The following is a 12,792-nucleotide window of genomic DNA, read 5'->3' as shown; positions in this document are numbered from 1 at the left end:
TCCTCTCTTACTTTTCATCCTTCCCCTGTCCGGGTTGTGGACAGTTGATGAGGACGCGACGGGTTTTGTTATCCATAGCGAAGTTACAGGTGACACCGTTGATGGTGGTGGTTCCCTGGCAGCCAGAGATAAGGACACCGTTGACGGAGCAGTCCATGGGCATTGTCATTTTGATGCCCTGGATCGTGGCGTTGATGGTAACGCCATTGGAATCTTGTTTGAGTGTGATTGGCGTGTCAGTATTGAGTAGTCCCTTGCAATTGAGGCCGCCATCGGTCCCCCAGGTCGTATTAAAGCGCTGGGCCAGGAAGGTAAAGAGGTTATTGGCCGCGCCTGTATCAGGAGAGGCCTGGTGAGTCGTAACGCGAGCATCGGTCAGCATGCGCTGAGGGGCAGCCGCAAGTAGACTTGTACAATAGAGGCGTGTACTTGCTTCGTCGGCTCGCTTGACCATTGGCTGGTCGACACCAACGCGATACAGGTTGAGTTTCTGCATATTGGGCTTATCGTTGTGTAGTACCATGGGATCCCCATTGGGAATAATGGCTGCTGGCGCCGCCTGGTCTGCCGCGGCCATCAACTCGTTGAGCGGTAGTGCTGTTGTCACTTGACCAGGATCTGCCAGGTCAGGCGCCGTCCACGGTTTGCAGCCCAGGGCATTGTCCAGGGCAATGGAGACGAGTCGGTTATCGCTGGCATTGGCGATGAGTTGCGCCCCCTGGAGTTTAAGGGCATTAGCCTGATTCATCTGCGCGACTGCGCCATCATTTGTTGTTAGATAGGTTGATGTGACATTGTCGCTCTGGTCCTGGTCGACGACCGAGAAATCGCGTACCGTCGGGCAGGGCAGACCGTCATGAGCCCGCCCCAGCGCTGGAACTTTGAGCTTCCCTTGCTGAATGGCCTGATTTGCTGCCTGGAAGAAGGCTGGGGCGTTACAATAGGCAAATTGACCAAAGGCATCATCGGGTAGGCCATTGACACACTTGCCTTGCTGGAGGGCATCACCATTCCCTTTTAGGGTTAAGGTGCCGGCGTTAAAGCCGAACCAGAGGCCAACGATCGCGTTTGCGGGGAGTTGCGGCACGACCGGAGCAAGCGCTGGCTTATTACCTTTATCCACAACCAGGGGATTATAGATCGAGATCTGACCCGTCGCAGGATCAAAGACTGCGCCCTGCACAAAGGCCGACTGTCCTGCATTGGCTTCATGGCAGGGACCCTGCTTAGGATCAGTAGCGACAAGTTGATATGGTGTGGCAAGTCCTTTGGCACTTAGAGGATTTTGTGGCACGACAAGCGTGCAATTAGGATTGTCCTCGGCGGCATGGGAGCCGAGGCGCGGTTGTAACACGAGATAGGTTCCTGCCCCGAGTGCCAGCACGAGACAGAGGACAAGTGTAATAAGTAGCCATGGCACTATACGCTTAGGTGGTGTTGGGCGAGGTAGTGGTCCGCTAGCTGCGGGCTTGCCCTCTCTCGACTTCGTCTTATGAGATCGGTCAAGTATTTGCATACGTTTGGTGTGGCCCTTTCTCTCTGGTAGCTATCACAATACATGCAGCAATTTGGCTGCGTTTCGCACTATGCCAGGCAAAGTCTCGCGCCACTTGTGCCTACAAACGGTCAAATGTATAAGCGTTTGTACGGCTTTCAGAGTGGCATGGGTATGACCCTTTTGCGTGGATGGCACCCTCCTTGGCTTTTTTTGAATGATACGTCTCTATATATCAATTTATGCATCAGTGTCTGCGTGCTCTGGAACAGTTTGAAATAGTGCGATGTGTTCTGGTATGTTGTAGAACTTTATTGTTCTGTTAGGGATATTACCATGCTTCTTTTGGTATTCGTTATGGGTACAAGATAATTTAGTTGTAAAGTACTAAAAGCTGGTTAAGATAAATTTCATATTTTGCCACTTTTAATGAATGTTTTGAAATGTTGTAGTTCTTCTCTGCTGATCCCTGCGAGTAGACTATACTGAGAGAGTGAGATCTAGACGTTTGTAGGTATCGTTTTTTTGTGCGGGCCGAGACGTTTGAATGCGCATCATAAAGCCTGAAAGGATAGCTGGATGAGGGCATTGATAAGCGTAACAAATCGTGAGGGACTTCCCAGGTTGGCTCAAGAGCTAGAGAGTCTGCATGTCTCTCTCTTCTCTACCAGGGAGACATTAAAGGCTCTGCAAGCGGCTGGCGTCACGGTGACACCAGTAGAGGAGCTAACCGGGTTCCCTGACATTCTTGAGGGGCGTGTCAAGCTGCTTCACCCCGCTTTGTTAGGGGGGGTGCTGGCCCGGCGGGACCGCCCCCGGCACGAAGAAGATTTGCGTGTCCACCACATCGAGCCGATAGATGTCGTGGTGGTAAACTTTCCTCCATTTGTAACTGAGGAGGAGACTCCGCTGGCTGATGCCATGGAGCAGCTAGATATAGGTGGAGAGACACTACTGCGTGCTGCCGCCAGTAATTTTGAGGATGTTCTGGTATTGATACGTCCTGAGGATTATGTGCCTGTGCTTCAGGAATGGCGTGAACAGGGAGAGGTGAGCCTGGAGACGAGACGCAGGCTGGCCGCGATTGCTCTTTACTATCTGGCAAGCTACGACAGCGCACTTGCAAGCTACTTGCACACCAGCTCAGATGAACTCTTCCCCAGCATCGTCACTCTGTCTGCGCAGCGGGTGCGCAATCTACGCTATGGGGAGAACCCACATCAACAGGCGGCTCTCTATCGCTGGCCCTCGTTCCACAAGCCAGGCCATATCCGGGGAGAAGCTACGCTTGCCGGGGCGGGAATTCTCCAGGGAGGCGAGCTATCATATAACAATATGCTGGACCTGGATACTGCTTTGGAGGCGGCACGAGCCTTTACCGTGCCAGCCGTCGCGATCATCAAACATACCAATCCCTGTGGCTTGGCCTGTGGAGATACTCTGCTTGATGCCTACCAGCAGGCACACGCTGGCGATCCTATTTCGGCCAGCGGAGGGATTGTAGGTTGTAATCGCGAGGTCGATGGGGATACCGCGCACGAACTGAGCCAGCTCTTTTTTGAAGCCGTGATCGCGCCGGCTTTTAGCCGTGAGGCACGATCTATCCTGCGCGCGAAGCCGGAGATGCGCCTACTCGCTACGCACGCCCCCCTGGAGCCCCGCAAGCGCGCGACTCATAGCCTGAAAGTCGATCACCGGCCTGCGCACCCCTTAGATGTACGCTCAATTAGTGGGGGACTTCTCTTGCAGACGCCGGATTTGCTTGGCGAACAAGAGGTAGAATACACCGTTGTGACCGAGCGCGATCCTAACCTGGAGGAGGTCACCGATTTGATGTTTGCCTGGAAGGCGGTACGCCTGGTGAAATCAAACGCCATTGTGCTGGCCCATAAGCTGGCCTTAATTGGCGTTGGCGCGGGCCAGATGAATCGTCTGGCAAGCGTACAGTTAGCGCTGGAAAAGGCTGGAAGTCGTGCTCGGGGTTCGGTACTTGCCGCCGATGCCTACTTCCCCTTCGCCGATGCGGTGGAGGCTGCGGCCCGCGCGGGTATTACCGCCATCATTCAGCCAGGAGGAGCGGCGCGCGACGACGATGTCATCCAGGCAGCCAACAGCTATGCCATCACCATGGTCTTTACAGGAAAGAGACACTATCGCCACTAGTGTTTAGTTCGGTTAGGTTCTAGGAAGGTGGTATACTGAGCAAAAACGGAGGGAACCCCATGCCACGACAGCCAGCCGTCAGCTTGACCCAAGAGGAACGCACCACGTTAGAAGCATTTGTGCATCGAGGAAGTGCCAACGCCCGTACCATCACGCGCGCCCGTCTTCTGCTCAAATCTGCCGAAGGCTGGAGCACTGCCCAACTGGCCGAGGCGTTCGATGTGTGTGAAGCCACGGTGACCAACGTCCGGGGACGCTTCGCACGAGGAGGTGTGGAGGCCGTCTTGCATGATAAGGTGCAGCAGCACCGGCGCAGCGCCCTCTCGGGGTTGCAGACGGCCCATCTGATCGCCGTGGCTTGTAGCCCGGCCCCCGATGGGCATGATCACTGGACGGTGCGCTTGCTGGCCGACAAGGCGGTGGAACTCGGCTTTGTGGAGACGATTTCGCTCGATACCATTCACCGCCTGCTCAAAAAAATGAACTCAAGCCCTGGCGGCACGAACACTGGTGGCTGCCCGCTGTCGGAGGGGAATTTGTAGCCGCTATGGAAGACGTGCTCGACCTCTACGCAGAACCCTATGATCCGTTGTATCCGACCGTGTGTTTTGATGAGAAACCGGTGGTCTTGCACGCCGAGATGCGTCCTCCTGTGCCAGCCGCTCCAGGGCAGCCGGAGCGCATTGACTGCGAGTACCAACGGCGAGGCACGGCCAATCTGTTCTTCTTGGTTGAGCCACTACGAGGCTGGCGGCAGGTCCATGTGACCGCCCAGCGGACCAAGCAGGACTATGCTGAGCAAATGCGCTGGCTGGTGGACGTGGCCTATCCGTCTGCCGAGTATGTGCGCGTGGTCCAAGACAACTTGAATACGCACACACCCGGAGCGCTGTATGAGACCTTTCCGGCTCCGGAAGCCCGTCGCATCCTGCGTCGCCTGGAGTTCCACTCCACGCCCAAGCATGCCAGTTGGCTCAATATGGCCGCGATTGAAATCGGGGTGTTCCAGCGCTCCTGCTTGCAGCGCCGCATCGCCGATGAGCAACAGCTTCGCCAGCAGGTCACAGCTCTGCAAGAGGAACGCAATGCCAAGCACTGCACCATCTCGTGGCGCTTTACTGCCAGTGACGCTCGCCAGAAATTACAACGGCTTTACCCTACAAGCTAACCGAACTAGACACTAGCAGCTAAAATGTATAGGTCTTTTCCTGTGGCATTAGCTTTGTCAACCCTTCTGGGTAACTGTGGCACTAGCTATGCCAATCCTTCGGTGTAAGGGTGATGTGGCTGGAAAACTGACTAAGCCAGTTTTCCAGCCACATCACCCTTACACCTTTTGAGCGCCGCAGGCGCGTAAGAGGGGGACTCTTTGGTAGAAACTCAAAAATGTTGATTTATTTTGGCACAACGACTACAATACGAGTACAGTTATCTAGCAATACCTCCTCGAAAGGAGCCGCATACGGTGAATAGTCCTATTGAACTGCGCAAGGTCATCTGGGGCGCGGTTTTATCCCTTTTGTGGGTTTTTACCTTTCTCTTCATCAATGGCAACCTGGTCATTGACTGGACCGGGACCGGTAATAACCTCACACCTTTGAAGCCGCTGGTCATTTTTGTTGGCCTGCTCGCTATCTTCTTCTTTAATCTCTTCTACCGCTCAAGCGCTGAGACAACCAAGCTGAACTGGACAGTGACGCTGACCATGGTCTGGATGTCGATGATCCTCTTCTTCCCATTCCGCACCGACAAGGCGGGTGGCGCGATGGGCTTCTTTGCCCTGATTGGAGGATTGGCTGTAGTGGTACTCTGGGTCCGCTTCTTCTCAGACGAGATTTTTACTTCGCGTTCATAAGATATTGTGAAGTATTTGGGGAGAGATAGAGTGGCGCCTCCCGGCAGTTGCCGGGAGGCGCCACTCTATCTCTCCCCAAATACTTTTTACACACTAGTGATAGTAGGCGCGTGCGAAGCGGGCTGCCCAGCGGGCGTTATTGATCAGGAGGGCGGTATTGGCTTCGACGCTGGCTCCCTCGGTGGTTTGGGCGACATGCCCAAGGATAAAGGGAGTAGTGGCGGCGCCTTTGACCTCTTGTTCTTGTGCCAGGCGTAGAGCCTCATCAATGGCGGCTTCCAGGGGTTCGGAGTCCATAGCGTACTCTGGAGGGATGGGACAGACCACGACGATACCCGCCAGACCACATTCCCACTGCTCACGCGCGATATGTGCCATTGTCTCAACCTCGTCAACGCGAAGTGGGAGATGTATGCCACTTTCGCGGACATAAAAGGCGGGAAGCTCATCGGTCTGCCAGCCAATGACAGGTACGCCCTGTGTCTCCAGATATTCCATGGTCAGGTTGAGATCCAGAATCGACTTGGCTCCCGCGCAGACAACCATGACCGGCGTCTTGCTTAACTCGGTCAGGTCGGCGGAGATATCCATACTATCTGCCGCGCCACGATGAACGCCACCAATGCCACCTGTGGCAAAGAAGCGAATACCTGCCATACTGGCGCAGAGCATCGTTCCCGCGACTGTTGTCGCGCCAGGTTGTCCGCTAGCCAGGGTAAAGGCCAAGTCACGTCGACTGACCTTGCGCACGCCTTTGGCGCTCGCAAAAAATTCTAACTCGTCAGTGCTCAAGCCAATTTTGATCTTGCCATCCAGAAGGCCAATCGTAGCCGGGACCGCGCCCTCCTCGCGAATGGCCTGCTCCATAGCCCTGGCTGTACGCACATTCTCGGGATAAGGAAGTCCATGCGAGATAACGGTCGATTCCAGGGTCACCACGGCCTGCTCCGCCTGGAGCGCCTGGGCAACCTCGGGCGCGAGAACGATCTTCGTGGAAATAGCGGTCATATATTTCTTATCCTTTAGCTTCTGTGTCTCTATTGGAAAAGTATACAGGCCGTTTGGGGAAAGCGCAAACCAGGCATCCTGGCCCAGGAGATCTTAGCCCATCCCTTTCTTCCAGTTGTAGCCACCACCTTATGCTGACTCGTGCTATTACTAGCTACCTGGCGAGTTCAGTTTTGCGCCGTCTTAATGCGGAGCTTCAATATGTACCGTTTATTTTGCGCTGACTGCGGGCACATGCTATAGTAGCTGATAGAAAATGGTACACAAATAACGTGCGGCGTGAGGAGTATCTAAGCCTGTTAGTGAGATGGGTTTGCTAGATAATCAAGTGTTGAGGAATGCTTATTCTGTTGGTAGGTTATTGTATCTGTATAGCGCTAAGATACGAGACTGGCAACTCTTCTATTCCTAGGTACGCGGTCTCGATGCTAAAAATAGGGAGTTAAAGGATATGGGTTTCGCGAAGAAATTAGCTACAACAACGATGGTTGTAGGTGGCACGCTGGGTGCCCTGGCTATTTATAACAGGCTGGTCGACTCTATGGCGGGAGAGCTTGATACAGTCCTCACGGGCGAGGAGCGGCGCTATCCCTGGAAGTATGGCGATATGTACTATAGTGTGAAAGGGAATCGCGACGCCAAACCCCTGCTCTTCATCCACGGCTTTGGCCCTGGAGCCTCCTCGTATGAGTGGCGCAAGAATATTGATGCCCTGGCCACAAACTTCCGTGTATATGCAATCGATTTATTAGGCTATGGCCTCTCGGATCGCCCGGATGTGGCATATGATGCCGAAATGTATGCCGACCTGATCCATGACTTTATGCGCGAGGTAATTAATAAGCCTGTGACTGTTGTCGCGCATGGTCAGAGCTGCGCCTTTGTGATCGCTGACGCCTATCGCCGCCCACAGCTCTTTGAGCAACTGATTCTCGTCGAACCTTCTCTCACTATTCTGCAAGAGCATTATCCCAGCCCGCTTGCCAGTGGCTGGCGGGCCCTCTTGCGCCTACCTATTGTCGGCCAGGCACTCTACAATGTTCTGGCCTCGCGCCAGGCTATTCGTGGCTACTATGACCGCCAGGGCTATCACAATCCCGGCCTCATTTCTGATGAACTGGTGGAGTATGTCTACACAAGCGCGCACCAGCCCGGGTCATATGTTGCGGCCTCAGCAGTCCTGAGCCAGGGGCTGGCTATGGATGTTCATGAGCCATTTGCGCGCCTGCAAATGCCTGTCCTGGCTGTCTGGGGACGTGAGGGCGAGCTGCGACCAAGTGAGGCCAGCGGAGCCTTTAAGCGTGTTAATCCCGCAATCGAGGTGCGTATTCTGGATAAGAGTCGCTATCACCTGCAAGATGAGCAAGCGGTCTCCTTTAACAAGCTTGTACGCGAATACGCAACCAGCGCAGCGACCAGCACAGGCAAAAGTATCTAATGTCATAGAAAAAAGAGCCCGGCACTACTGGCATACGCCAGTAGTGCCGAGCTCTTTTTTCTATGACATTATTAGAGTTGGGAGACTTTGAAGCTGGTGATAGCCAGGCGCGTGTTGTCGCTGTGCAGGCCTATCTCTCCTGGGGCGGTCAGCGTACTATTACTGGCTTGTACAATGGCTTTGCCATCGATAAGTAGGGCAATCTCGCTGCCATGGATCTCGACCCGATACATATGGGTACCCGTAGAGAAGTGATAGCCGACGTTTTTGAGCCGCTTAATGATCCGTCCACCCTCTACGAGGGCGATATACGCGCCAGTATGCGCATCGAGCCCACAGATATAGCTGCGCCCGCTATGCAGCCGTACGATGATACCATAACCACCTGATTGCGAGAGGCTATTGCCTTGTTTGCCAGGCTTATTTTGACCACCATTCTCGCTAGATTGGCCAAATCCTCGGAACGCGATTTCAGTTTCTACGGCGTAGTTGGCAGACTTCGCGTGGAAGAGAGAGAGCGCATTAGCGTTGACCAGGGAGCCGTCGCTTGTGAGCTGGCCATTCTGAGCTTCCCAGCCATCAGTGAGTTGCCAGGTATCTTCAGGTCCCCAGGTCGCCTGGTAGAGTGCTCCCCCGGAGGGAACGTTAGTCGTTCCAGGAGTTGGGGTGTTGCTTGCCACCGGTGTTTGCTGGGTGTGGGTGGCGACTGGTTTGTATAGCGCGAAGGCGCCAATGACGACTAGGAGTATGACCAGGATCACGGCCACGCTGACGAGCAGGAAACCGGGTACACGGGAGCGCTGACGAACTGGCGTTGGCTTGCCCGTCGTCCAGGGCTGGCCTGCGTTTTGTTGTGGTCCCCTCTGTTGGGTCTGCTGAAAGGCCGTCTGCGTGTGAGGTGGAGCCTGAAAGGGTATACCAGGCCGGGAGACCGGGGCTGGCATTTGCTCTGTCATATCATTGTTATGCAGGGCGTTGCCTCGCACGTAGGTGCCTGGGAAGGATTGGCCTGCTGGCGTTCCAGGATATGGTGTTGGTAAGCGTAAGCGCGCGGAATCCATGGCGGGCAGGGGAGCACTATGGAGAAAGGATTGAGCGGCCTGCTCGAAGGCGTGCACAAAGGTCAGCACATCTGGGTAGCGTTGCTGGGGATCTTTGGTCAGGGCTATCTCTAACACGCGTGCAAGAGGGAGCGGCATGACCTGGGGATCAAGCTGTGTCATATCGATAGCCGGGGCGTTAAGTTGCTGCGCGCAGACCTCGGAGAAGGACCCCTGAAAGGGGGGGCGCCCCACCAACCACTCGTAGGCGACAATTGCCAGGGCATACTGGTCGCTTGCTGGCACTGGTTTGCCCATCAGTTGTTCAGGTGCCATATAGGTCGCCGTGCCGACAACATCCAGCGAGGTCTGGCGCGAGGTTTGCGCCACCAGGGCAATGCCAAAGTCGCTGAGCAGGACCTCGTCGTTGCGGTTGAGCAGCATATTCTCGGGTTTAATATCGCGGTGAATCAGGCGCTGATTGTGCGCATACTGGAGCGCGCTCGCGACCTGGCTGAGCAGGGAAAGAAGTATGTTGAGTGGTACACGCGTCCCACGTGGGTAGCGCCGATTGATCGCGCCATTAGTCGCGTAGCTCATTACCAGGTAGGGGATGCCCCGCTCAACACCATAATCGAGAATGCGAATAATATGTGGATGCTCAAGTTGCGCGATGACCTGGGCCTCCTTGCGAAAGCCCTCCATATTTTCTGGTGTCAGTGTGAGGCGTAGGACTTTTATCGCGGCCTGGGTCTGAAGATGAATATGTTCGCCAAGGTAAACGTCCGCGAAGCCTCCCTGTCCAAGCAACTTTACCAGGCGATAATTTCCTAATTGTTGTCCTACTAAAGCCCGCTCTACGGGAACTTCGCCGTAATTATTCATTGCCTGCCTTTCGTCACAAAAAAGATAGAAGTATGTTATTGGATGGCATTGTTATTGGATGGAGTATGGCAGTGCCGCAGGCACTGCCATACTCCATCCAATAACAATGCCATCCAAATTCCCCCAGACCACTAAATATAACGTATTAGCTAATATACAGGATACTGTTGGGCAAGACAAGAAAACAGCCGCAAGGTATAGATGAGCATGGCCTTGTGATTTGTAGAACATCCGGTCATGCCATGAGGGCGTTTTTGTAGTACAATAGGCACTATATGCGTAATGAGTTATTATCCTGGTTTGCCCGCGAGGGTCTTCTGCTGACCAGCGTTGCGACGAGTGCCTCTGAGGAAGAGGACGACGAGGTGAAAGTTGTCGTCAAGGCTCCTCCAATCGCGCTGAGTCGGGCGGATAGAGATTTTCGTGAGTGCCCCGATCCAGTTGAATATGGCTATCCTGCTGATTGCCTGGAATACATGCTCCTAGAGGACATGCATCACTTTGTCATGTCCTGGCTGGAGCAGGCTGTTCGTGCGGGAATGGCGCGCTGTTTTGTGTGCAATCGCGTACTAGACATGGGAGAAGAGCGCCCCTGGGACGCTGTGTTTGTCAGCGATCCCTTTTACTGCTGGTTAGTGGCGCATTTTGACTGTAAACGCTATCTTAATCGGGATCTGCGGGGGCGCAACCCGTTTGAAGTGCAGACCGCACCACCCGAATATCTCGGCTCCTATTTCGACGCCTGAATAAAAATGATTTTTGGTAAGTGGTGTGGTACATGGGGTTGGCAGCCTATAGCTGCCAACCCCATGTACCACACCACTTGCCCAGGCGCGAGAGGTCATGTGTTAGATAGGAAAATAGTGGATAGAGAGAAAGAATATGGATAAAGCGCAAGTTGCCTCGATGCTGGAAGAGATTGCCACCCTTCTGGCGCTTAAACCTGAGGCCAGTGTCTTTGAGTTGCGGGCCTACGAAAACGCCGCGCGCGCCCTGGTCAGCGTGGATGGCGACCTGAACCAGCTCGTGGCAGAGAAGAAGCTAAAGGGAACGCCCGGCCTTGGTCCTACCATGATCAAGCGAGTTGAGGAGGCCGTACAGAACGGAAAGATCGCCTTTCTCGACGAACTACGTGCCGAGACGCCAGCCGTCAAGCTGGAGATGATGCGTATCCCCGGCGTGGGACCAAAGAAGATTAATGCCATCTATGACCAGTTGCATGTCACTACTCTGGCTGAGCTAGAGCAGGTCTGCAAGGATGACAAAGTCGCGAAGATACCCGGCTTTGGTAAGAAGACACAGGAGAAGATTCTCCAGGGGCTGGCCTTCCTGAAGCAGCACGCCGACCGCTTTCGCTTCGATGTGGCCTTTGCCGAGGCCGAGCGCATTCGCACCGCCCTGGCGACCCTACCCGAGATCGTACGCCTGGAGGTTGCTGGTAGCTTGCGCCGCCGTCGCGAGACCGTCAAAGATATTGACATGGTCGCCAGCGTAGATGACAACGCGCCCGAAGAGGCCCGTGAGAAGATCATGAGCTTCTTTACGACCCAGCCAACGGTTATCTCGATCACCGGCAAGGGAACGACCAAGTCAAGCGTCGTGGTTGCCAGCGGGATCGCCATGGATCTACGCGTCGTGAGCGATAGCCAGTTTCCCTCTACCTTGCATCACTTTACCGGTTCACGTGAGCATCATATTCCTCTGCGAAGGCGTGCGCAGAACATGGGTATGACCATTAACGACTATGGCCTCTTTAAGATCAGCGAGGGTAAGGAAGAGCTGGTTCCGTGCCACGAGGAGCGCGATATCTATGCCGCGCTCAAGCTGGATTATATCGCGCCCGAGCTGCGCGAGGATACCGGGGAGATCGATGCGGCCGCGCAACATAAGTTGCCTAAACTGGTGGAGCAGAGCGATATGCGTGGTATTCTGCACGCGCACACGACCTATAGTGATGGCCAGAAGACGCTGCGCGAGATGGTAGAGGGATGTATCGAGCGCGGCTACTCCTACCTGGGCATTACGGACCATAGCAAGGCCGCGGCCTACGCGGGTGGACTCTCTGAGGAAGATGTGCGCCGCCAGTGGGCAGAGATCGACCAGATCAACGCCGAGTTGCAGGGGCGCTTCCACATCTTGAAGGGCATCGAGTGCGATATCCTCAAGGATGGCGCGCTCGACTTTCCAGACGAGGTGCTGGCGGGCTTTGACTTTGTGATCGCCTCCATTCATAGCAACTTTAATCTCTCGCCGGAAGAGCAGACGAAGCGCATGTTGAAGGCCATTGCCAATCCATATACCTCAATTATTGGTCACCCGACGGGTCGTATTTTACTTGGTAGGGCAGGGTATACATTAGATATGGAGGCTGTGATCGATGCAGCCGCTGAGCAGGGCGTGTGCATAGAGATCAACGCGCACCCCTCTCGCCTTGACATGGACTGGCGCCTGGTACGTAAGGCGCGCGAGAAGGGGCTTAAGGTTCCGCTTGGACCAGACGCCCATGCCATTGAGGGGCTGGATGATGTGTTTTATGGAGTGGGTATCGCGCGTAAGGGGTGGCTCTCCGCCGACGACGTTCCCAACACATACACGAGCGAGCGGCTCATTGAGTTTTTCCGTGCTCAACGCGAGCGACGCTTGAGCCAGTAAGCGCTTGCTCGCATCTATCTCAGAGCCTTGTCGTCGTAGGTCGCCGCATCTAAAGTGTACTGCTTATTCGTAATAGGGATAAGAGCCAGCGCTCTGCGCTACTTATACAGGGTCTTCCAACGTGGAAATGTGAGGTCGAGAGGGACGCGAGCGCTTGCGGGCGCTTGTATTTCTCTTATCGTTACTTTGCAAGAACTTCTGACCCGAAAACCCTGAGCGCGCCTGTCCCCGAATGGGGGAAGCGCTAGTCACGCAA

9 protein-coding genes are annotated in these 12,792 nt (G+C 54.7%); 6 read left to right on the top strand and 3 right to left on the bottom strand.

Going from position 1 to position 12,792, the window contains the following annotated elements; all coding sequences use genetic code 11:
- Nucleotides 1-7: 7 nt before the first annotated feature.
- Entirely contained in the window at nucleotides 8-1,516 is a 1,509-nt protein-coding gene (locus tag JMJ04_RS07330; RefSeq protein ID WP_201369872.1) for a hypothetical protein, read from the bottom strand.
- Between the two features lie 558 nt (nucleotides 1,517-2,074).
- Between JMJ04_RS07330 and purH the strand changes: the two genes are divergently transcribed.
- The 3 genes from purH (at nucleotide 2,075) to JMJ04_RS07315 (ending at nucleotide 5,513) form a co-directional block, all read left to right on the top strand.
- Nucleotides 2,075-3,658 carry a bifunctional phosphoribosylaminoimidazolecarboxamide formyltransferase/IMP cyclohydrolase gene (gene purH, locus JMJ04_RS07325; protein ID WP_201369871.1) on the top strand — a complete coding sequence of 528 codons (1,584 nt, stop codon included), beginning with the start codon at nucleotides 2,075-2,077 and terminating at the stop codon, nucleotides 3,656-3,658.
- A 59-nt stretch (nucleotides 3,659-3,717) separates the two neighbouring features.
- Nucleotides 3,718-4,826, top strand: a protein-coding gene (locus tag JMJ04_RS07320; RefSeq protein WP_201369870.1) for an IS630 family transposase whose coding sequence is annotated in 2 segments (ribosomal slippage) — nucleotides 3,718-4,132 and nucleotides 4,132-4,826 — 1,110 coding nt in all. Because the reading frame shifts where the segments join, the coding sequence is not laid out codon by codon here.
- 297 nt (nucleotides 4,827-5,123) lie between these two features.
- On the top strand, nucleotides 5,124-5,513 hold the full coding sequence (locus JMJ04_RS07315; RefSeq protein WP_201369869.1) for a hypothetical protein: 390 nt from the start codon (nucleotides 5,124-5,126) through the stop codon (nucleotides 5,511-5,513).
- Between the two features lie 93 nt (nucleotides 5,514-5,606).
- Here the strand turns inward: JMJ04_RS07315 and JMJ04_RS07310 are convergent, their stop codons facing one another.
- Entirely contained in the window at nucleotides 5,607-6,521 is a 915-nt protein-coding gene (locus tag JMJ04_RS07310; RefSeq protein WP_201369868.1) for a pseudouridine-5'-phosphate glycosidase, read from the bottom strand.
- Nucleotides 6,522-6,972: 451 nt separating this feature from the next.
- Here JMJ04_RS07310 and JMJ04_RS07305 point away from each other — a divergent pair, with 451 nt between their 5' ends.
- The gene (locus JMJ04_RS07305; protein WP_201369867.1) at nucleotides 6,973-7,959 is read left to right on the top strand and encodes an alpha/beta fold hydrolase; all 987 of its coding nucleotides are present in this window, start codon (nucleotides 6,973-6,975) and stop codon (nucleotides 7,957-7,959) included.
- 71 nt (nucleotides 7,960-8,030) lie between these two features.
- Here the strand turns inward: JMJ04_RS07305 and JMJ04_RS07300 are convergent, their stop codons facing one another.
- Complete coding sequence (locus JMJ04_RS07300; RefSeq protein ID WP_201369866.1) at nucleotides 8,031-9,884, bottom strand: serine/threonine protein kinase; 1,854 nt, start codon at nucleotides 9,882-9,884, stop codon at nucleotides 8,031-8,033.
- 275 nt (nucleotides 9,885-10,159) lie between these two features.
- On the opposite strand from JMJ04_RS07300, the gene JMJ04_RS07295 reads away from it, so the two are divergent.
- Together JMJ04_RS07295 and polX are read left to right on the top strand one after the other, a co-directional pair.
- The gene (locus tag JMJ04_RS07295) at nucleotides 10,160-10,630 is read left to right on the top strand and encodes a hypothetical protein (protein WP_201369865.1); all 471 of its coding nucleotides are present in this window, start codon (nucleotides 10,160-10,162) and stop codon (nucleotides 10,628-10,630) included.
- Nucleotides 10,631-10,766: 136 nt separating this feature from the next.
- Entirely contained in the window at nucleotides 10,767-12,536 is a 1,770-nt protein-coding gene (gene polX / locus JMJ04_RS07290) for a DNA polymerase/3'-5' exonuclease PolX (RefSeq protein WP_201369864.1), read from the top strand.
- Nucleotides 12,537-12,792 lie beyond the last annotated feature (256 nt).

The sequence above is a fragment of the Ktedonobacter robiniae genome, assembly GCF_016587375.1.
GTDB classification, from domain to species: domain Bacteria; phylum Chloroflexota; class Ktedonobacteria; order Ktedonobacterales; family Ktedonobacteraceae; genus Ktedonobacter; species Ktedonobacter robiniae.
Note: the sequence above shows the minus strand (reverse complement) of the source record. Positions and strands in the feature narration are given on the sequence as shown.